Origin of the sequence: Nostoc sp. KVJ20 (assembly GCF_001712795.1) — a bacterium.
GTDB lineage: Bacteria > Cyanobacteriota > Cyanobacteriia > Cyanobacteriales > Nostocaceae > Nostoc.
In genome coordinates this window covers 710-22301 of the sequence record NZ_KV757604.1, presented here as the reverse complement: position 1 = coordinate 22301, position 21592 = coordinate 710, and the positions used below count along the sequence as shown (strand labels likewise).

Sequence of the window (21592 nt, the reverse complement as noted above, 5' to 3'; positions counted from 1 at the left end):
TTATCATATTGTTTTTTGATCTCAAAACAAACGTTATAACTACCGATTCAATTTAGCTATGGAAGCGGATATTCAGCACTGTATGACTGATATCTGCTCCCTACTCCGTATTTTCAAGGCGGGTCTAATAATCAGAGTGCAACTGTCAGAAAATAAAACTTCTAAAACGCAAATTAATTTTACTGAGGAATTACAAATGTCAAATCAAAATATTATTTTTATTGATCAAGCAGTTATCGACTACGAAAGCTTGATTGCTGGCATCAAACCAGGCACTAGTATAGTAATCCTTGACTCCGCTAGGGATGGAGTAGAACAAATCACTCAAGCTTTGCAGGGTGGCAAATACCAATCAGTTCAAATTATCTCCCACGGCAGTAGCGGAAGTTTGCAATTAGGGGCAACCTTACTCAATGTCAACAATTTGAACTCCTATACAAATCAGTTGCAACAGTGGAGAAATTATTTAACTGAGGATGCCGACATCCTGCTTTACGGTTGCAACGTGGCATCTTTTGATCAAACTTTTGTGCAGCTTTTGAGCCAAATCACAGGCGCAGATGTGGCTGCCTCTGATGACATTACAGGTAATGCCGAATTGGGAGGCGACTGGGATTTAGAAGTGAACATTGGAGAAATTGAGTCAGATTTAGCCTTGGCATCAAAGGTTGTGATGGCTTACGACTCAATTTTAGCCTCCAACACAGCGCCAACACTGAACAACACCGGTAATCCCAGACTGGCTGCCATTGCTCAAGACGTAACTGACATCAATAACTCAGGCACTTTAATTTCCGCCATCCTTGCTACAGGCGCAGGTGACAACCCCATTACCGATCCTGACACAGGTGCAGTAGAAGGAATTGCCGTCATTGGTGTAGATAATACCAACGGTACTTGGCAATACTCGACAAATGACGGTGGCAACTGGATTAATTTTGTTGTATCCGATAGTTCTGCTACATTGCTCAGAGATACAGGAAAAATTCGTTTTGTCCCCAACTCTGGCTACAAGGGCACAGCAGAATTCGCTTTTCGCGCTTGGGATACTTCAGACGGCAACATAAGTGGTGCTACTAACGTAGTCCCCGGCGTTGGTGGAGGAACAACAGCTTACAGTAGTGATACGGAAATTGCTAGTATTTCAATTATACCTAACACTTTCAGTGTGGGATTAAGACCCTACTCTATTGTTGTTGGCGACTTTGACAAAGACGGTAATACCGATTTGGTAACGGCAAACAAGTCCTCTCAAAGCGTTTCGGTACTTTTGGGAAATGGTAATGGCACTTTTAAGTCTGCTAGCAATTTTAGTGTGGTCGGGTTCAATGGCTTAAGTCCTTCTTCTGTTGCTGTAGCCGACTTCAACAAAGATGGGAAATTGGATTTGGTAACGGCAAACAATCTGTCAAATAACATTTCGGTGCTGCTTGGCAAGGGTGATGGCAGCTTTCAGAATGCTGTGAATTTTGCTTTGGAGTCAGCCTCAGCACCCATATCTATTGCAGTGGGCGACTTCAACAAAGATGGAAAATCTGACATAGTAACGGTAAACAACGCTTCCCAAAATATTTCAGTGCTGTTGGGAAATGGTACTGGTGGTTTTGGAACTGCCAAAAACTTTAAAGTTCCCAGCCGTCCTAGTTTCGTCACAGTAAGCGACTTCAACGGGGATGGAAAATCTGACCTAGCGGTGACGAGTTCTTACTTCAATAACGTCTCAATATTGTTGGGAAACGGTGACGGCACTTTTAACTCAGCCACTCAATTTGATGTGGGAACAAATCCTAATTCTGTAGTTGTAGGCGATTTCAATAAAGACAACAAATTGGATTTGGCGGTGGCAAATTCGGACTCTAACAATGTCTCAATACTCTTGGGTAATGGTGCTGGCGGCTTTGGAATTGCTACTAACTTTGATGTGGGGTTAAATCCTGCATCTGTTACAGTGATTGACTTCGATAATGACGGTAACTCTGACCTAGCAGTGGCAAATGCAGGCTCAGACACGGTTTCAGTGCTACTGGGAGATGGCAATGGTGGGTTTGGAATTGCCACGAACTTTGTCGTGGGGACAAAACCCTATTCTCTTACTGTAGGTGATTTCAACAAGGATGGTAAATCTGACTTGGCAGTGGCAAACAGCGAATCTAAAAACGTTTCGCTGGTATCTGCTGAGGATGAAACTTATGAACCTGTCCCCCCCCAACCGATACTTATCAACGAAATTCTGTTTGATCCTCCAAGTACAGATACCTCGAAAGAATATATCGAACTGCGTGGTACTCCGGGTGCGATTCTAGCACCTGGAACTTATTTCGTTGCTGTTGAGGGTGATTCTGGCTCCTCTAACCCCGGCAATGTTCAAGATATTTTTGATTTGTCTGGTAAGCAGTTTGGTAGCAATGGGTTGCTAGTTCTTCTGCAAAAAGGCAATAGTTATACAGTTAACTCTGGTGCAAATGTAGTAACTAATGCTGGAACTGGAGCCGGATGGGGAAGTGGGGCTTCAAGTTCACTCGGTCACATTGGTCAGACGAATGCAACTGACATCGAAAATGCGTCTGTTAATTTCTTTTTGATTCAAACTACTACTGCACCTAACCTTAGCAATGATATTGACTCGAATGACGATGGTATTGCTGATGGTGCTACTTACTCAAATTGGACTGTGCTTGATTCAGTTTCGGTTTTAGATGGGGGAACTACAGACAAAGCATACGGCTCGATTGTATTTAGAAGAAATTCTGCTGGTTCAGTTCCAACGAATGCCACAGTTGTTGACACCTCATTTATTGCCGGATATGTAGGGCGTTCAGGTGACACTACAGGTTCAACAGCCTCGGATTGGGTAGCAAGTTTGATCGCTGGCACAGCGCCAAATTTTTCATTAGGTAATGCTGCTAACACTTCACCTGGAAACTTTGCTAGTCAACCATTAAATCACATTGGAGGCACTAATTTTGTTCCTCCGACAAATCTCAATTACACCATTTCAACTACTACACCAACTGTGACTGAAGGTAATAGTGGTAGCCAAACTGTTACTTTCACAGTGACCCGCAGTGGCGATACTGCTGTTGCCAGTACCATAAATTATGCCTTGGATGGCACGGCAACTTTTGGCAGTGATTACAACACCATTAAGGTTGCGGGTGTAACAAGTGCTGTATCTGGAACTGTAATCTTTGCTGCTGGAGAAACAACAAAGGCTATTACATTTAATGTTCTGGGTGAAAAGGTCACTGAAGTTGATGAAACCATTAATCTGACACTGAGTCATCCGAATCAGTTAACTCCTGTTACCAATCCAGCTTCAGTTACTATAGTTAACGATGACAATTCACCCACTATCTCCATCGCAAATAAAAGTGGTAGCGAAAGCATTGGTAACTTCTCTTTTACTGTCCAACTCTCCAATGCCAGCATTGACATAATCACAGTTGATTACAACACTAGTAATGATACTGCGATCGCTGGCATTGATTACACCCCAGCCACAGGAACCCTCACTTTCAACCCTGGAGTTACCACTCAAACAATCACAGTGCCGATTCTCGATGATTTTATTGCCGAATCCAGTGAGCGCTTTTTCATCAATCTCACAAACCCCACCAATGCCACCATTGCTGATAACCAAGGTATTGGTACGATTACTGACGACGACAAAGCGGGTATTACTATCTCTCCTGCCACTTCACTTGTAACTACCGAAGCTGGTGGCACAGCTAACTTCAGTATTCAACTCGATACCCAACCCACTGCTGATGTCACCTTAAGTTTTAGTAGTTCCAATGTGAATGAAGGTACTGTTTCAGTCTCTAGCGTTACCTTTACCGCAGCTAACTGGAATACGCCCCAAATCATCACGGTTACAGGTGTTGATGATGGTGTTGCAGATGACAACACTATTTACCAAATTATTACTGCCAAAGCAGTTAGTAGTGATACCAAATATAGCGTTATCAATCCTGATGATATTGATGTCGTTAACATTAAAAGTGGCAACCAAATTAATAGCATTATCACTGGTACATCTAAGGCTGATAACCCCTTGCAGGGAACTAGCTCAGACGATCTTATTTTTGGTTTTGCTAGTAATGATGTGATTGTTGGCGGGCTAGGAAACGATCGCATTTATGGTGGTTTTGGTACTGATAATCTCACAGGAGGCGGAGGTAATGATATCTTTGTGATTGTCAAAGGTGAAGGTAGAGATACTATCAAAGATTTCAACATTAATGAAGATTTGATTTCTTTATCAGGTGGTTTAACCTACTCAGGTTTGTCTATTACTCAAAGCGGCAATGATACTTTGATTAAGGTGATTTCTGGTAACGTTAATTTTGCTTTGTTAACTGGAATTATGGCATCAAATTTAAACGCTAGTCATTTCATTACTGAGTAAAATATAGGAATATGCTTTGATTTTTGAACTGATTTGCGTAGGCAGTTAATAGGCAACAGGCAACAGGAAATTAAACGGCATTTTGGGCATACTAAGGAAGAACTTAGGCAATCTTCTGAGCTACTTATCCCTGATTTGGGATGAGTAGCTCAGAAGAAAGTCAGTACCTTGCAGGATTAAGCAAGATGGTATTTTTCGACATTGTTCCGCAACAATCTTCTCAGGCTTTTCTGTGGAGTCTTTTTAACAGCATTACAGATCCGATATTTGTCAAAGACAGGCAACACAGTTGGATGTTTGTTAATGATGCCTTGTGCCAGTTCATGGGATATGAACGTGCAGAACTAATTGGTAAGTCCGATTATGATTTCTTCTGTAAAACAGAAGCCGATGCTTTTTGGGAGAGAGATGAACAAATATTCACCACAGGCTTGAGTGATGAACATGAGCAATTAATCACAGATTACCAAGGTGAAACTCGGATAATTTCTACGAAAAAGAGCTTATTTTCTGATGAAGTTGGTAATTCATTTTTAGTGGGTTCAATTCGGTTTATTGGTTCCAAAAATAAAATTGAAACTGCTTTACTATGTCAGACAGTGAATAAGTTGGAACAGGAAATTCATGAACGCCAAGAAACAGAGAAACGCTTTCGCAGGCATAGCAATGCTCTACAGCAACTTGTGCAAAGTGAAAAACTACAACATGATGATTTTCAAATTGCCATCCAATATGTAACGGAAGTGGCTAGTTTAGGTCTTGATGTCGAACGTGTAAGTGTTTGGTTATACACAGAAAAAGGTCTAGGGATTCAATGTATTGACTTATATGAACGTGAGAATAATTGCCACAGTCATGGTTTTGAATTATCTTTCTGCGACTTCCCCAGGTATTTTCAAGCTTTAAAGGAAGAACAAGTAATTGCAGTTTCTGATGTTCATAATGATCCTCGTACTTGGGAGTTTTCTGCAAGTTATACGACCCCACTGGGAATTACCTCGATGCTTGATGCCAGGATTTGGTCTAAAGGGCAGGTGATTGGTGTAGTTTGTTGTGAACATTTGGCAACTCAGCGTCAGTGGACACTAGAAGAAGAAAGTTTTATTGGCTCAATTACTGACTTCGTGCGACTGGTCATTGAATCAGACAATCGCAAAATTGCCGAAGAAGCACTGCGACAATCAGAAATGCAGCTCAGACAACAAACTCAACAACTAGAGTTAGCACTCTTTGAATTACAACGCACTCAAATCCAAATGCTCCAAAGTGAAAAAATGTCTTCTTTGGGACAACTAGTAGCAGGTGTAGCTCACGAAATCAATAATCCAGTTAACTTCATCTATGGCAATATTGCACCTGCTCATGATTACATTCAAAACTTACTAAATTTGATTAATTTATATCAAGAATACTATCCTTCTCCTGTTCCTGTTATTCAATCACAAATTGCGGCTATCGACCTAGATTTTTTGATGGCAGATTTACTGAAGCTTCTATCTTCAATAAAAATAGGAGCAGAGCGTATTCGAGAAATTGTCCTTTCTCTACGAAATTTTTCTCGCCTAGATGAAGCTGAATATAAAGCAGTTGATATTCATGAAGGAATTGATAGTACATTATTAATTTTAGAAAATCGCCTCAAAACAAAACCTAATTGTCTAGGGATTGAAATTGTTAAGGAGTATGGAAATTTACCTCTAATTGAGTGTTATGCAGGTCAACTTAATCAAGTCTTTATGAATATTTTAACTAATGCTATTGATGCCTTAGAAGAACGAGATGAGCAACGCACTAAACAGCAGATCCGACAACTTCCTAGCGTGATTCAGATTCGTACAGAAATAATTAATCACAATCAGATTGCAATTAAGATTTCCGACAATGGTCTGGGTATACCAGAAAACATAAAACAACGTATTTTTGATCCCTTCTTTACTACAAAACCAATTGGTAAAGGTACAGGAATGGGTATGTCAATTAGTTATCAAATTGTGACTAAAAATCATTATGGAACCCTTGAATGTATTTCATCTCCATATCAGGGTACAACATTTGTCATTATCATACCTTTAAAACAGCAGCAGTTGGCTAATTAATCAAGACCTTCATCGCTATTAATAATGATAAAAATTCGTAATTATTCAGGGAAGTGGTAGAAATAACGCCATCTCTAATCTCCTGAACTTAAAGAACGCAATGCGCCTAACCAGGCGAAACGGGCTGAAAATGGAACAATTTGGCGAGTGTTAGCGATCGCTCGACGTTCCATCTCATTCAAACTCTGTAAGCGTGGATGTCTCAAAGGCATTCCACTCAAAATTGCCCAAGGTGCGGTGACTGGCTCATCATCAAGTTCCAAATACTCCATGAGAGCAAAGCCAAGCTCTACCTGAAGCAAAAATTTAGCTTGAAGAGGAAAATCCTAAAAGGGCTGAAAAAGCTTTCTTTTCCTACTCCCCACTTGCTTTTTCAAGTTAGTGATCAAAAAGTATTGCTGTCACTTTGGCTGAAAGCTAGATAACATTAGATTCGGGCGTGTTTACTGTTCGGGAGTGCCAAAATGTCTAAACATCTGGGTCAAAAAATCGCACCCACACCTATATCAAATGATATCAATGTGGTGGATTTGATTGATCAATACTTCACCGCTTACAACTCAGCGCGGTTGCGGGAAATCTGCCAACTACTGAGTCGTGATGTGCTAACGGAAGGCGTCACGGTGGGAGTTAGCCTTTCCGGTGCGATGACACCAGCAGGATTCGGGGTTTCAGCGCTTGCACCCTTAATTCGCAACGGCTTTATTGACTGGATGATTAGTACTGGTGCAAATCTTTACCACGATATGCACTACGGATTGGGTTTTGAACTCTTTGCTGGTAATCCGTTTTTGGATGATGTGAAACTGCGTCAAGAAGGCACGATCCGCATTTATGACATTATCTTTGGTTACGATGTGCTGCTAGAAACTGATGCGTTCATTCGCAAAATTCTCCAAGGAGAAGCGTTTCAGAAGCGGATGGGAACGGCTGAGTTTCACCATTTACTAGGTAAATATGTTCGAGAAGTAGAAAAGCAATTGGGTGTGCAGAATTCTTGCTTGTTAGCTACAGCTTATGAATATGGCGTACCGATTTATACGTCTTCTCCAGGAGATAGTTCCATTGGGATGAACGTGGCGGCTTTAGCATTGGAGGGTTCGCAATTGGTGATAGATCCATCAATTGATGTGAATGAGACAGCAGCGATCGCATATAATGCCCGTGAATCAGGAGGTAAAAGTGCGGCTGTAATTCTCGGTGGCGGTAGCCCTAAGAATTTTTTGCTACAAACTCAACCGCAACTTCACGAGGTCTTAGGATTAGAAGAACGAGGACACGATTACTTTATACAATTTACCGATGCGCGTCCAGATACAGGCGGTTTATCTGGAGCAACCCCATCGGAAGCTGTCAGTTGGGGTAAGATTGACCCAGATGAGTTACCTAACACAATAGTTTGTTATACCGATAGCACGATCGCTCTACCACTGGTAACAGCGTATGTGTTAAATAAATGCCAGCCTCGTCCCCTGAAGCGTGTGTACGACAGGCGAGAAGCCATTTTAGCGAAACTGCAAAAAGACTATCTAGCAGCCAAAACTCAACCATCGGATAAAGTTCCAGCAGCGGTTGCTGAAAGTGCTTCACAGCAAACAGCGACTTATCCCTGTGGCCGGCTGATTCCAAATTCTCATTAGGGGAATAGGGAATAGGGAGTAGGGAGTAGGGAGTAGGGAGTAGGGAATTTTAATATGCACCACTTCCCACTCCCCTTTCATCCCTTTTTTCCAATCAACAAATAAGTTGTCATCTTCTCTTTGCCTTGCTAACTTTTGCTTTAAAATAAGCCTGTCGGTAACATTTTCAACAAAGACTATTGGAATCAACTAAATATTGCCGTAGACAGGAATTGCTGCACCTCGAATATCTTTAGCTGCTTCTGAACCTAAAAAACAAATTATTTGCGCCAAAGATTCAGGTTTAACCCATTTGTCAGCATTTTCTGCACCCATTGCTTTACGGTTGTTGGGGGTATCAATGACGCTGGGAAGGACAACATTAGCGGTGATATTAGTACCTTTAGTTTCATCTGCGATCGCTTGTGTCAAAGCTACCACACCAGCTTTAGCAGCGGAATATGCTGCAAATTGCCCAGCAGGTTCCACAGCTGCTTTAGAACCTACTGTGACAATACGTCCATAGCCATGTTCCAACATTTTTTTCAGGCTATATTTGCAAGTCAAGAAAGTAGTATTCAAGTTGATATCTAATTCGTGTTTCCAACTGGAAAAACTATATTCATGGGTTTTCCCCATCGAAAAGCCACCTACCAAATGAATTAACACATCCACCCGTCCTATGTGGTTGATGAGATTTTCTACCGAAGCTTCTTCCTCCAGATTAGAGGGGACAAAGGAAAGTTTGGCAAAATCAGTAGGTGAAAGAATGCTCTTGAGGCGTTCAACATCTTTGATATTCCGATAAGGAATTGTCACCTCTGCACCTTGGGCGAGAATCACTGGTGTCACACCTAAACCTAGTCCACCAGTACCACCTGTGAGTAAAACTTGCTTGCCTTTCATCAGTTTCGCATACTTGAAAGTTCATTTTTCAAGATAGCGCGTTGTCGTTCGCGCAGCGTCTCGTTGGCGCAGCTATCGCCAGCATTTGGTAAATTTAAAACCAGCGTCAGCTTGTCTAGATAATGACAATGCCCTTTAGCGCTTTTTGTGCATTCCCTCCCCGTCCTCAAAGGGCAGGTTTTCTTGGAGAATTCTAATGAAGAAGTATAAAGAAATCTTACGTGTTGTCCTTGCCATATCCATCATTGTGGTTGGAGTGACACATTTTGTGATTCCAGAACCATACGTCAAAATTATGCCACCGCAACTTCCTTATCCTTTAGGATTAGTTTATCTCAGTGGCTTTTATGAAATTTTGGGTGGTATTGGGTTATTAGTCCCGCCTGTAAGTCAAGCTGCTGCTTGGGGACTGATTGCTCTTTTTATTGCGGTTTTCCCAGCCAATATCAACATGGCGGTTAATCATATTCAGCTAGAACATATACCAAACTCACCTTGGGTACACGTAGTTAGACTTCCCTTCCAAGCTGTTTTAATTGCTTGGGCTTGGTGGTACACAAAACCTTCGTTTGGGGAAAAACAAGCTTCTATTATCCCCAAGTCACTTATTCCTAAAGAACTAGAATTGGATTGAGTGCGTTTTTTATATTTAAATGATGCGCGTTGCAACTTTGTTTAAGATAACACTCTCGTTAGCAATAGGCATTGGAGCAGTTTCGGTTCCGGTGACTCAAGCTGTGCAACTCAGAGATGGCATAGTCTATTTTGTCCAACCGCCGAAACTTGTTGATGCGACAACTACTTACAAAGATGTGAACGTTTGGGGCGCAACTTACTATTTCACCATCAATGTGCCGGAGAATGCTGGAGAATCCCTCCAAAAGGTAACGATCGCACAAAAAGAGGGAGCAGAAAACATCCGCTATGACCTTAATGATACCCGCGCATTTGTCGGAACACGCGATGCCTACGGCGGGCTACGCCTACGCAAAGAAACCCAACTGAAACTAGGCCCAGTCACAAACGAGCGCAAGACACGCACGGTTATTGTAAACTTTGACCCACCTGTGATTCCGGGACAGACAATTACAATCGCCCTCCGCCCTGTGAGTAATCCCAGCTTTTCTGGTGTCTACTTATTGGGTGTCACAGCATTTCCTGTAGGTGAAAAATCTCATGGTCAATTTCTTGGCTTTGGACGGTTTCAGTTCTACAACAATAGGGGAAGCTGGTGGTTTCGATAGAGGGGATAGGAATGGGGAATATTTTCTACAAGTACGGCGTTGGGAATGGGTGTGGAAATATTTGTGAGATGTGTGGAGAAGTTTTTGAATTAATTGAGTAGGTGTAAATTAGCTGTTTTTTTAACCTGTTTAATTTACACCCAACTTTCCCAAGAAATTTCTCTTACTTGTCGCATTCGCTCAAAGTCGCTATCAGATGAAACAAGAGTCAATGAATGACGTAAAACTGTAGCAGCTATCCAGAGGTCATTTTCACTAATGCCTATGGTATTTAGTTTGGTTGTTTTACGTTTATTTTTTTCTTTTGGGCCGAATTGTTTGATAATTTCTGATTTAAAATCACCGTAGATTTCTGTTGTTTCTTTGTCGATCCCGTATAGGTTAATTCGTTTGAGAAATGCATTAATTTTTATTAAATTAGCAGCTTTTTGATGTGAGTTTTGTGCCATAAAGTGCAACTCACCAGCAACAATAACACTGGTTGCTAATTGTACCTGACCAAGCGATCGCAAGTGATTTACAACGCTAGGCACACCTTCCATCAAGAAAGAACAGTGATTAGTATCTAGTAGATACATAATTAAAATTCTAGAGGCATCCGACTGTCATGAACTAGTTGCAGGCATTCTCTAATATCTGAACCTTCCCAACTGCCGACAAATTCTAATAAATCTTCAGCAGTAGAACCTGTTAAGGTATGCTCTGTTGTAAGCATCTGAGCAGATTGGCTATCTGAAGATATGCTGTTTGTTTGATATTTGGCTTGCAAAAATTGCACAAAGTCTAAAATTTCCTGTAATAAGGGTTCAGGTAATTTTTCTAGTTCTTGATTAATTTGTTCCTTAGTAGTCATTATTGGCCCTGTGTTTACAAGGTTCAAAAACTGGGTATTGATTTATATATTATCTAATGTCGATTGCGGTTTTTGTGTTTGGCAAGTATACGCCCTAGTGCATCGCCTATTTAAATGGATTAAGTAAATTGCAATCCAATGTTTTAATTACAACATTCTTGCCATCCTGATTCTCCGCAAGATAAGTAATAGCGAAGTTTTCCTGTCTTAAATCTTGTTTAATTTCATACCGATCGCGGTGTAACTTTTGTCCAGATGCCCAAGTCATTGGTTAATTATCTCAGAGACTTGTATTAATTTTTGCATATAGCCATTCTCCTGTGGATGTAGTACAGATTCTCTCAACAAATGTTCTGTAGCTTGCACCCTGACATCTAATAGTGAAGCTGTTATGCTTCAAAAAATATAATATGACGCGATCGCAAAAGTTGTGTTATAAAAACGGGCAAAGTCTTACAAAATACGAAAATCTTTACTATGAAGCTTTTTCGGTAAATGCGTAATTTCTACACCAATGGAATCAAATGCTACTGTAAGCAATCAAGCTTTAGCGTTTAATCATCAGTAATCTTTAAAAAATTGAAAAAAATTATGTTAAGTATACCTATTAACTTAAATTTACCTCGTATACCCCATTTAATAACTTCTTTACCTGGGCCTCGCGCTCAAGCAATTGTACAACGCGATCGCGCCGTAACTTCCCCTTCTTATACCCGCGATTACCCGTTAGTTGTATCTCGCGGTCAGGGCTGTATGGTAGAAGATGTGGATGGCAATGTATTTCTGGATATGACCGCAGGTATTGCCGTTACCGCCACCGGACACGCCCACCCGGAAGTCGTCAAAGCGATTCAAGAACAGTCGGCGCGTTTGCTGCACATGTCAGGGACAGATTTTTATTATGAGCCGATGGTGGAACTAGCGGAACAATTGGCAATTCGCGCTCCCTTTCCCCAGCCACACAGTGATACTGGGTTTCCCGCAAGAATATTTTTCACCAATTCCGGGGCAGAATCCAACGAAGGAGCGATTAAACTAGCTCGATATTACACCAAGCGATCGCTAATCGTGGCATTCTTAGGTGCATTTCACGGACGCACTTATGGAGCAATGTCTCTCACTGGTTCCAAAGCAGTGCAGCGAGCTAACTTTGGGCCTTTAGTTCCTGGGGTTACTCATATCCCCTACGGCACTCACGCTAGCTTAGATTACCTGGAACAACAGCTATTCACGACTATTTTACCACCGCAAGAAGTCGCGGCGATCGTAGTCGAACCGATTCAGGGAGAAGGTGGATATATCGTCCCCGAAGATGGTTTTTTGCAACGGATTCGGGAGATTTGCGATCGCCACGGTATTCTGATGGTAGTGGATGAAGTACAAGCAGGGATGGGGCGGACTGGTCGTCTATTTGCGATCGAGCATTGGGGTGTGATGCCTGATATCATTACTACTGCTAAAGGTATCGCTAGTGGTATGCCATTAGGAGCGATACTTGCCAGACCAGAGTTAATGACTTGGCCTCCCGGTTCTCACGCTACTACATTTGGCGGTAATCCTGTAGCTTGTGCTGCTGGTATTGCCACACTGCGACTGCTAGAAAGTGGTTTGATGACCAACGCTACCCAGATGGGAGAATTATTACAAGCTAGTCTTACCGAGTTGCATCAAAAATATCCCAGAGTATCGTTGCCACGAGGTAAAGGTTTGATGGTAGCGGTAGATTTATTGGATGAACAGGGTAATCTCAATCATAAATTGCGCGATCGCATTATCCAAGAAGCTTTTTTACGAGGTTTATTATTACTAGGTTGCGGTAAAGCAGCAATTCGCTTCTGTCCACCTCTAGTTATCGACAGCGACCAAATTAAAATCGCCCTTCAGATTATCAGCGAGATTTTAAGTTCTTATACCAATTTGAAAAAAGAATGCGACAAATAGACCATTTGTAGAGACGCGATTCATCGCGTCTTTACCCAAGGATGTGTTGCAATCATTAATTTAACTGGTATTAAAAGATGAAGAGAGTGGGAAATAGGGTGCAGAAGGAGATTTCCTAACTTTTGACCCTTCCTTGACAAATGACAAATGACAAATAACTAATCTATATGAAAACCGAAATAGCCCTTCATTTATGGAAATTACTTTGGCAAGAATACAGTGCGAGGGTAAATCATGCTCGTACCTACCAGCAAATGATTACTACTGCGGGTGGGACTGTCGCCAACGACCACATCGCCTTTCGGTCTTTGCGTTTATTAGTAGATACTCCACAAGGTAAACTTAACTTGGGAATTGACTACCTTGGGCAACTTGCAGAAGCCTTGGGTTACGTGGCGGCTGGAGAATATACTTTTGCTCAAACCCATCTGTACGCCCGTCATTATCGTCATCAGCAGCAAGAGGAATTTAACTTGCCCAAACTGTTTATCAGTGAGTTGATTGTCGATGAATTACCTACTAATATTGCCCAACTCATCTCTAAAACAGTATCTTCAATCCCAAACGAACTCACCTCACCCCTTAATCTTCTCAAAAAAGATGGGAACATTGAAACCATCGCCAAACGACTCCAGCAAGTTTTCATCCGCCCTTGGCAACCTCCCCAACGTTCTGTTATCGAAGAGGTGAATCAGGTTACTCAGTATGGGGCTTGGGTGTTGCTGCACGGATATGCTGTCAACCACTTTACAGGCTATGTCAACGGACAGAATACTCCAGAATATCCAGACATAGATACTACCGCCAGTGCTTTAGCTAATCTGGGTGTACCAATGAAAGCAGAAATAGAGGGAAATGTTGCTTGTGGTTTGCGGCAAACTGCAACTCAAGCAGTAAGGTCAATGGTGACAGTGTTAGATGATGATAGTGGTGCAGAAATTCAGATTCCTTGGACTTACGCCTATTATGAAATTGCCCAACGCTATTTAGTAGAAGTGGAATCTGGAAAGCAGGTACTTTTTGATGCTTTTTTAGGAAGTAATGCCCAGCAATTGTTTGAAATGACTCGTCTATAGTCAACTAAAATACTTTTGGTTGCTGCCATAAGATGAGTTTCAATTCAGAGCAGTAGCAAGTCTCATCACTGATTTGCTGTTCGTGGTCAGCTATCCAATCATAAATTTGTGTAGCTTTTGCTAATGCCACTTTTTCTGATCGATAAAGCTGAGGAGTAGGGCAGTAGGCTTGGCCATTGATGTGTATAGCTGCAATCTGCCAATAATCGCTCTCTGGTACAATTTCTAAAAACCCGTTACTGTAAGCCTGGATTATTCCTATGTTCATCTACAACCATTAAACTTTCTAACATTGGCCACAACGAAGCCGATACCAGCCAATTCTTCTGAGTCAAAGCTGGAATCACCAGGGAATGCAGTAGCAAGCCCTACTAATGATTTTGGGTTCGTAATCAATAGAAATCTGAATTATTGGTCACTTTTTAGCTTTATTCCTTTATTGGCAGCAATAATGGCAAAAGGAATAGGCACAAGGGACTGGTGGCGCGGGTGCATTCGGATTGCCCAAACTCAGAGTGTACCGGGATGGATGATAATGTGTAGAGCGAACCCGCAACTAGCAATGCTCACCCGAAATGACCGAACACAAGGAGTAAATTTATGATGTCTCGTCTGCTAACAGCTTTCCGGCAGCGATTCTTGCGGAGTATCGCTTTTGCAATACTCTTAACTTTGATTAGTAGTTTAATACTTCCTGGGGCTACTTGGGCTTCTTCTAGCCTGGGAGTTGATAATGGTCATCTTAGTTCTTGTCCGGCTTCAGACAACTGTGTTGTCAGTCAAAACGCAGATTCCAAACACGCCATCGACCCGATTCCCTATCATGTAGACCGAAATGCAGCCAGAGAAATCTTACTAAAAGTTATCGGCGTTGTTCCCCGTACAGAAATTGTAGAACAAACAGATAATTACATCCACGCTCTTTCTAAAAGCCGCATCTTCAAATTTGTTGATGATGTAGAGTTTTATTTACCTCCCCATGAGTCAGTAATTCATCTGCGCTCGGCATCTCGCGTGGGAGAGTCGGATCTCGGTGTCAACCGCAGACGATGCGAGCAAATTCGTCTGGCTCTACGTGATTTAAATATTTGATTTTTGTAAGCCGTACACTCGTGACTTCCAGTCATGAGTTAGGCACTCCATATTCTGTCTGAAACACTTTATTTAATTTGCATAATATTGAAAAAATAGCGTAAATGATAGTAATTTATGATAATATAAGAAGTCTTGGGCGATTAGCACAGGGGTAGCGCACATCCTTCACACGGATGGGGTCACTGGTTCAAATCCAGTATCGCCCACTCATACACAGTAAAGCTTTCAGCCAAACTAATTAACATATCCTTCAGTAAAGTATGCCATTTTATGACATCTTCTGAAAGGAGATTTTAGAATAATGCCTAGTTCATCACTCAGGGCAAAAAAATATTGACTTACAAGCAAATATTATGCTATTTTCAATCAGGCCATTCGGTCGGTAATATTTTATTTATAGCAATTTTCAATTAAATAAATTCCCCCTCCAAAAATCGCTCTAATGTCCAAAGGCGAAGAAACAAAAAGCAGGATTCTCCACCAAGCAGCTGAATTGTTTAACCAACAGGGTTATGCAGGCTCATCGATGTCAGACATCATGCGTGTTACTGGATTGCAAAAAGGAGGAATTTACAATCACTTCCAAAGCAAAGATGATCTGGCACTACAGGCTTTTGATTTTGCGATCGCTCACATCAAACAGCATACTAGATTTGCATTACGAAGCAAACGCCACGCAGTAGAACGCCTGCAAGCAATCATTAGCATATTTAGTAGCTTCGCAGAAAATCCACCTATCAAGGGAGGGTGTCCACTGCTGAATACTGCTGTGGAGAGTGATGATGCTCATCCGGCGCTGCGAGAACGTGCTCAACAAGCAATGAACTCTTGGCTGCATCTGATTCGTCGAATTATTGAAACGGGAATTGAAAAGGGTGAAATTTGCCCAGAAGTGAGTGCTGATGAAATCGCTACTATCATAATTGCAACATTAGAGGGAGCCATAATGATGAGCAAGCTTTATGGAGATTCTATTCATATGCACAGGGTAATTAATCACCTAAATCAGTACTTGGAAACTCACCTTTAAATTTATGGTACAAATCAAGGTATATGGTTTAGCAGATAAATTAAATCTTGTTAAAAGTGAACTATCAAATATAATCCATACCTCTGTCATTGAAGTTTTACAGCTTACCCCTGAAAAAAGATTTCACCGTTTTTTCCCACTGGATCAATCAGATTTTTACTATCCATCTGATAGATCAGATAATTATCTGATTATCGAAATTAGCATGTTTGAGGGGCGCTCAGTGGAAACAAAAAAACAGTTAATTCACCTGCTGATTAAAAATATTAATGAAAACTTGAATATTCCTGTGTACGATATTGAAATCACAATTTTTGAAACGCCTAAATATAACTGGGGAATTAGAGGTTTAACTGGTGATGAGTTAATTTTAAACTACAAAGTAGAAGTCTGAAACTATGATGCTCAATGGTTTATTAGACAATTAATATTTACCAATGCTTAAAAGATAAAATTATTTTAAGCTTTTACAGACCGAGTGGACTTAAAAATTCTGGGAGAAAGAATGCTAGTAAATAAAAACTTACACAGACCATTAGAAGTAGTATTAGCAATTCCTGTAAAAACATACGACATTGACTTTATGGGAATAGTCAGCAATATTGTGTATATCAGATGGCTAGAGGATTTACGTTTAAAGTTTTTAGATGAACATTGGCGACTCAATCAACAAATTGAGCAAGGATATACACCGATTCTAGCTGGAACTGAAATTGAATATAAACGCCCGATAAAGATTATTGATCAAGTGATTGGACGTTTATGGCTGAGTAATTTAGGACGCTTGAAGTGGACTGTGCAAGCTGAAATTTTATCTAACAATGAGTTAGCAGCAGTGGCTAGTCAGAAGGGTGGTTTTGTCAGTTTGCAAAATAATCGTCTTGTTCCTATTCCAGAGGAATTACAGAATAAATATTTACAGTATCAACAAGGGATTCAGAAACTTTAACAATTAGAAGCGTTACTACTAACACACCAACTGAGATTTTTTCATAAATCAAATTCTTGTGCGTCAGATAGCGCTACGGAAGTGGGGTTAGTTGCACTTTATTAACATGGTAAACAGAAAGGAAAAGAGTTGGGTGAGCGTCTTACGAAAGTTGCCGAAAGCTATCTTTAAGAACATGAGGAGTAAGGAAAATTTCTCTTCGTTACTCCTCATAAGCTACTCCTTACACTTGCCTCAAGTACAACAGTTTACTGATGCACTAAACCTCTAACTAAAGATGCACATTATTGTTAAATAAAGAGGTATTTATCTAAACAGTTCTTATGGAGATACAATAGTCACGCAGTATAAAAGTATCAAGCTTATTGCTGGATACTAGCGATCATCAAAGCAACGTAAATCCATTTGTTAGATACATCATCTTACTTGGCATCAGCCAATATATTTTTGATGTCTGCTAGCTGCACTACTCCTGAAAAACTTGGACTATTAATTACAAAGAAAGGTGTGCCAGAAACAGCCAATTTTTCAGCTAGCTGGATATCTTGATTAATTGCGGGTGTGGCAAGAGTCAAGTCACGTTTAAATTTACCCAAATCCAAATTCAGGTTTTTAGCAATATCTAAATATAACGCTTCACCTAGTTTTTTTTGATTAGTAAATAGGGCATCATAATATTCCCAAAACTTACCCTGCTGATGTGCAGCCCAAGCCGCTGTCGCAGCTGGCAATGCTTCAGTATGAATTGAAGTCAGCGGTAAATTCTTGTAAACTAATCTTAAGTTATCTGGATACTTTGCTAACAAATTTTTCAATGTTTTATGCGCCTCTGCACAATAGGGACATTGAAAATCGGAAAATTCTATCAGCACAGTTTTTGATTGAGTTGAACCTATAGTGGGAGACTCACCAATGACTATTTGAGGATTCGTTTTGAAATCCTGTACAAATGCTTGCCGTAATTGTTTGATTTTCTGTTGTTGTTGCTGCTGATAGGCTTGAACAGATTCAATCATCACCTCTGGGTGTTCTCGGATAATTTGTAATACTTGCTGTTCCAACTTTGGATCAATGGTGCTGGTAGCTTGTGCAGGAAATGACCAAGTGATAAGCAAACAGAATAAACCTATTGCTGCCCAAGTACGTAGATATTGAATTAATCTACCCATACAAAAACTCATAAATACTTCTTCAAGGGGATTCTATACATTAGTTGTTAAAAAGATCCAGCAATCATCCCAGCAAGTAAAATAAAACCAATCCACACATTTTGCCGGAACATCTCACCATAAACATGGTTAGGTAAGTCTTGCTTTGTTAATCGTAGAGACTGCCAAACCCATCCGATAGTAGCAACTGCAAGGCTAATCCAGAAGGCTAAGTGCAGATTTATGACTATGCCTAACCAAGCCAATAACAAGATTGTGCCAGCAAAGAAAATTCCAATAGCTACAGGGGCATAATTTCCAAAAAATAGAGCGCTAGAATTAACACCAATGCGGCGATCGTCTTCCTTGTCGCTCATGGCGTAAACTGTATCAAATCCCAATGTCCACAGTACAGTCGCGCCCCAAAGTAACCAAGTTGGTTGGGAGATGGTTTGTGTGACTGCACTCCAGCTAATCAACACACCAAAACCCCAAGCAATGGAAAGTACCAGTTGCGGTACGGGAAACACCCGCTTTGCGCCTGGATAAAGCAGAATTACTGGCACTGCTGCCACACATAACCAGAAACTCAGGGGATTAAGATAAAAAGCCAAGACTGCTGCACATGTTAGCGAGACGATCGCAACTACAATCCCAACTTTCACAGACAAGGCGCGAGAAGCGAGGGGGCGATCGCGTGTTCTCTCCACTTCTGGATCAATATCTCGATCCCACAAATCATTAACTACGCACCCAGTCGCACTCGTGGCCAGAGTACCCAATATAAGCACACCAACCAGAGGTAAAGGTGGTTTCCCCGCAGCTGCCAAAAATACAGCCCAAAGGGCAGGAATCATTAAAATTAACCGTCCTTCTGGTTTATGCCATCGCAAAAGTCGGATAATTGTAAGCCAAACTGGTTCCTGGGGGCGTTCTGGTGTCGTTAGCATAGAATTGGGTACTGTGGGTACTGGGGATTGGGTACTGGGTACTGGGCATTGGGCATTGGGCATTAGTTATTTCTCACCTTGCTCCTATTTCCCATTCTCCATGCCCCATTCCCCATGCCCTATTCTTTAATTCACACATCTTTACATCTATAGAATAACGTTATTTGTTATTTGTAAAAACATAACCTCAAGTGGCAACTTTAAATATCTTTAAATAGTCACTAGGTTAGAAGCAGTAGGGTGAATATACTTAGCTCAATTACCCTCAGCCAAAAATGAAGATTGCTGAGTATTGTTAGTTTACTCAAAACTCAGTACTCAGTTTGAGCTAGTGTGTTGCAATAAATATCAGTGCCAGCTACCCCGACATACCACCGTTTGCCATCATTTCTTATAAAGAGAGAAAACTAGATGCTGAATTTAGTTTCGGCTAGCTGGGAGAGTGCTACAACTCAACCACCTAAGCAAGACCGGATTATTGCTGCCATTGACCTGGGAACAAATTCTTTACACATGGTAGTAGTGAAGATTGACCCCACACTACCAGCTTTCAGCATTATTGCCAGAGAAAAAGAAACTGTGAGACTTGGCGATCGCGATCTGACGACAGGGGAACTCAAACCGGAGATCATTAAAAAGGCGATCGCTGCTTTAGGACGTTTCCAAGAAGTTGCCAAAACTATCAACGTTGAAACAATCATCGCTGTGGCAACTAGTGCTGTGCGGGAAGCCCCCAATGGTAAGGATTTTTTGCACAAAATAGAAACGGAGTTGGGTTTAAGCGTTGACTTGATTTCTGGTCAAGAAGAAGCGCGGCGAATCTATCTTGGCGTGTTGTCGGGGATGGAATTTCACAACCAGCCCCACATGATTGTTGATATTGGCGGTGGTTCCACAGAGTTAGTTTTGGGCGATAGTCACCAAGCACGCACTCTCACCAGTACCAAAGTCGGTGCAGTGCGACTCACTAGCGAGTTAATCACTACCGATCCCATCAGCAACACTGAGTTTCAGTATTTACAAGCATACGCACGCGGGATGTTAGAACGTTCTGTGGATGAGTTACTAACAAACCTAGAGTTTGGGGAATCTCCGCGTTTGGTAGGTACATCTGGCACAATTGAAACCCTGGCGATGATTCATGCGCGAGAAAAGTCAGGTGTCATTCCTTCCACACTCAACGGCTATCAGTTTAGTCTTAAAGACTTGCGAGAGTTGGTAAATCGCTTGCGGAAACTCAGTAATTCAGAAAAGGCTACCATTCCTGGGATGCCCGATAAACGATCTGAAGTTATACTTGCTGGCGCAGTAATATTACAGGAAGCGATGACCCTTTTGGGTAGTGAATCGGTCACAGTTTGTGAACGTTCTCTGAGGGAAGGCGTAATCGTAGACTGGATGCTAACCCACGGTTTAATTGAAGATAAGCTGCGCTATCAAAGTTCAGTTCGGGAACGGAATGTTCTCAAACTCGCTAATAAATACCATGTCAACTTAGAATATAGCGATCGCGTTGCAAAATTTGCCGAGAGTTTATTTGACCAAACTCAAGGTATTCTGCACCACTGGGGATCTGATGAACGACAACTGTTGTGGGCGGCTGCAATATTACACAATTGCGGTCATTATGTCAGCCATTCGTCTCACCACAAGCACTCATACTATCTAATTCGCAATGGTGAATTGCTTGGTTATACAGAAACCGAGATTGAAATCATTGCCAATTTAGCGCGTTATCATCGCAAATCACCGCCCAAGAAAAAACATGAAAATTACCAGAGTTTGCTGACTAAACACCAGCGACAAATGGTCAGTCAATTGAGTGCAATTCTCAGATTAGCGGTGGCATTAGATAGACGACAAATTGGTGCGATCGCTCAAGTCCAATGTGAGTATTATTCACAGTTTCGGCAGGTGAATTTGCTAATTTTCCCTTCTCAAACTGATGATGACTGTGCTTTAGAACTCTGGAGCTTAGATTATAAAAAAGGAGTATTTGAGGAAGAATTTGGAGTGAAATTAGTAGCGAGTTTAGAAAAGTCTAGCGTTACTAGCTTGTCTTAGAAACTAGGGTGCGTTAACGGAGTGTAACGCACCTGTACATAGTTTGTATGGAGTTTCTCGCTTGAGTGAGATACAAGAACCCCAACCGAATAGCACTAAGAAAAGGTAAAATCGTTGAGGCAGCAGGGGGTGCTCTTGAGCAAAGGAGCAGGGGAGAAAGAAGAAATTTGAAATTTTAGGCATTGCATTCAGATCATTGGTGTCAACTTAAGC

At 41.3% G+C, this 21592-nt stretch carries 20 protein-coding genes, 1 tRNA gene and 1 pseudogene; 14 read left to right on the top strand and 8 right to left on the bottom strand.

Annotation, left to right across the window (positions count from 1 at the left end; genetic code table 11):
- The first annotated feature begins 196 nt into the window (after positions 1 to 196).
- Both A4S05_RS12615 and A4S05_RS12610 read left to right on the top strand, forming a co-directional pair.
- Complete coding sequence (locus A4S05_RS12615; protein WP_176726992.1) at positions 197 to 4408, top strand: FG-GAP-like repeat-containing protein; 4212 nt, start codon at positions 197 to 199, stop codon at positions 4406 to 4408.
- Positions 4409 to 4548: 140 nt separating this feature from the next.
- Positions 4549 to 6504, top strand: coding sequence for an ATP-binding protein (locus A4S05_RS12610; RefSeq protein WP_084227094.1), 1956 nt, complete (start codon positions 4549 to 4551; stop codon positions 6502 to 6504).
- Between the two features lie 74 nt (positions 6505 to 6578).
- Here A4S05_RS12610 and A4S05_RS12605 read toward each other — a convergent pair.
- A pseudogene (locus A4S05_RS12605) lies at positions 6579 to 6809 on the bottom strand (hypothetical protein); the annotation flags it as partial.
- 159 nt (positions 6810 to 6968) lie between these two features.
- On the opposite strand from A4S05_RS12605, the gene speY reads away from it, so the two are divergent.
- Positions 6969 to 8144: a homospermidine biosynthesis protein gene (speY, locus tag A4S05_RS12600; RefSeq protein ID WP_069070170.1), complete on the top strand. Its 1176-nt coding sequence runs from the start codon at positions 6969 to 6971 to the stop codon at positions 8142 to 8144.
- Positions 8145 to 8333: 189 nt separating this feature from the next.
- On the opposite strand, the gene fabG is transcribed toward speY, so the two are convergent.
- A complete protein-coding gene (gene fabG, locus A4S05_RS12595; RefSeq protein ID WP_069070169.1) occupies positions 8334 to 9029 on the bottom strand; it encodes a 3-oxoacyl-ACP reductase FabG in 696 nt (231 codons plus the stop codon).
- Positions 9030 to 9225: 196 nt separating this feature from the next.
- Between fabG and A4S05_RS12590 the strand changes: the two genes are divergently transcribed.
- Both A4S05_RS12590 and A4S05_RS12585 read left to right on the top strand, forming a co-directional pair.
- Positions 9226 to 9663: a DoxX family protein gene (locus A4S05_RS12590; protein WP_069070168.1), complete on the top strand. Its 438-nt coding sequence runs from the start codon at positions 9226 to 9228 to the stop codon at positions 9661 to 9663.
- 22 nt (positions 9664 to 9685) lie between these two features.
- A complete protein-coding gene (locus A4S05_RS12585) occupies positions 9686 to 10273 on the top strand; it encodes a DUF2808 domain-containing protein (protein WP_069070183.1) in 588 nt (195 codons plus the stop codon).
- Between the two features lie 134 nt (positions 10274 to 10407).
- Here A4S05_RS12585 and A4S05_RS12580 read toward each other — a convergent pair whose 3' ends face one another.
- The 3 genes from A4S05_RS12580 to A4S05_RS41550 all read right to left on the bottom strand — a co-directional run bounded on the left by A4S05_RS12580 (position 10408) and on the right by A4S05_RS41550 (position 11394).
- Positions 10408 to 10851: a type II toxin-antitoxin system VapC family toxin gene (locus A4S05_RS12580; RefSeq protein WP_069070167.1), complete on the bottom strand. Its 444-nt coding sequence runs from the start codon at positions 10849 to 10851 to the stop codon at positions 10408 to 10410.
- Between the two features lie 2 nt (positions 10852 to 10853).
- Positions 10854 to 11126 carry a DUF2281 domain-containing protein gene (locus A4S05_RS12575; protein WP_069070166.1) on the bottom strand — a complete coding sequence of 91 codons (273 nt, stop codon included), beginning with the start codon at positions 11124 to 11126 and terminating at the stop codon, positions 10854 to 10856.
- Between the two features lie 106 nt (positions 11127 to 11232).
- Positions 11233 to 11394 (bottom strand): hypothetical protein, encoded by a 162-nt coding sequence (locus tag A4S05_RS41550; protein WP_176726991.1) that lies wholly within the window; start codon positions 11392 to 11394, stop codon positions 11233 to 11235.
- A gap of 323 nt (positions 11395 to 11717) precedes the next feature.
- Here A4S05_RS41550 and A4S05_RS12570 point away from each other — a divergent pair, with 323 nt between their 5' ends.
- Positions 11718 to 13067: an acetyl ornithine aminotransferase family protein gene (locus tag A4S05_RS12570; protein WP_069070165.1), complete on the top strand. Its 1350-nt coding sequence runs from the start codon at positions 11718 to 11720 to the stop codon at positions 13065 to 13067.
- A gap of 167 nt (positions 13068 to 13234) precedes the next feature.
- Positions 13235 to 14143 carry a DUF1338 domain-containing protein gene (locus A4S05_RS12565; protein ID WP_069070164.1) on the top strand — a complete coding sequence of 303 codons (909 nt, stop codon included), beginning with the start codon at positions 13235 to 13237 and terminating at the stop codon, positions 14141 to 14143.
- A gap of 4 nt (positions 14144 to 14147) precedes the next feature.
- Here the strand turns inward: A4S05_RS12565 and A4S05_RS12560 are convergent, their stop codons facing one another.
- On the bottom strand, positions 14148 to 14411 hold the full coding sequence (locus tag A4S05_RS12560; protein WP_069070163.1) for a hypothetical protein: 264 nt from the start codon (positions 14409 to 14411) through the stop codon (positions 14148 to 14150).
- 24 nt (positions 14412 to 14435) lie between these two features.
- On the opposite strand from A4S05_RS12560, the gene A4S05_RS40255 reads away from it, so the two are divergent.
- The 6 genes from A4S05_RS40255 to A4S05_RS12535 all read left to right on the top strand — a co-directional run bounded on the left by A4S05_RS40255 (position 14436) and on the right by A4S05_RS12535 (position 17217).
- The gene (locus A4S05_RS40255; RefSeq protein ID WP_141699709.1) at positions 14436 to 14747 is read left to right on the top strand and encodes a hypothetical protein; all 312 of its coding nucleotides are present in this window, start codon (positions 14436 to 14438) and stop codon (positions 14745 to 14747) included.
- Positions 14747 to 15235, top strand: a complete 489-nt coding sequence (locus A4S05_RS12555; RefSeq protein WP_069070162.1) for a DUF1499 domain-containing protein — start codon at positions 14747 to 14749, stop codon at positions 15233 to 15235. The genes A4S05_RS40255 and A4S05_RS12555 overlap by 1 nt, the downstream gene beginning before the upstream one ends.
- Positions 15236 to 15372: 137 nt before the next feature.
- Positions 15373 to 15444: transfer RNA gene (locus tag A4S05_RS12550), tRNA-Val, on the top strand.
- Between the two features lie 236 nt (positions 15445 to 15680).
- The gene (locus A4S05_RS12545; protein ID WP_069070161.1) at positions 15681 to 16268 is read left to right on the top strand and encodes a TetR/AcrR family transcriptional regulator; all 588 of its coding nucleotides are present in this window, start codon (positions 15681 to 15683) and stop codon (positions 16266 to 16268) included.
- 4 nt (positions 16269 to 16272) lie between these two features.
- Positions 16273 to 16662, top strand: a complete 390-nt coding sequence (locus A4S05_RS12540; RefSeq protein ID WP_069070160.1) for a tautomerase family protein — start codon at positions 16273 to 16275, stop codon at positions 16660 to 16662.
- Between the two features lie 111 nt (positions 16663 to 16773).
- On the top strand, positions 16774 to 17217 hold the full coding sequence (locus A4S05_RS12535; RefSeq protein WP_069070159.1) for an acyl-CoA thioesterase: 444 nt from the start codon (positions 16774 to 16776) through the stop codon (positions 17215 to 17217).
- Positions 17218 to 17639: 422 nt separating this feature from the next.
- On the opposite strand, the gene A4S05_RS12530 is transcribed toward A4S05_RS12535, so the two are convergent.
- Entirely contained in the window at positions 17640 to 18386 is a 747-nt protein-coding gene (locus tag A4S05_RS12530; protein ID WP_141699708.1) for a DsbA family protein, read from the bottom strand.
- Between the two features lie 47 nt (positions 18387 to 18433).
- On the bottom strand, positions 18434 to 19315 hold the full coding sequence (locus A4S05_RS12525; RefSeq protein WP_069070182.1) for a 4-hydroxybenzoate solanesyltransferase: 882 nt from the start codon (positions 19313 to 19315) through the stop codon (positions 18434 to 18436).
- 411 nt (positions 19316 to 19726) lie between these two features.
- Here A4S05_RS12525 and A4S05_RS12520 point away from each other — a divergent pair, with 411 nt between their 5' ends.
- A complete protein-coding gene (locus A4S05_RS12520) occupies positions 19727 to 21379 on the top strand; it encodes a Ppx/GppA phosphatase family protein (protein ID WP_069070157.1) in 1653 nt (550 codons plus the stop codon).
- Positions 21380 to 21592 lie beyond the last annotated feature (213 nt).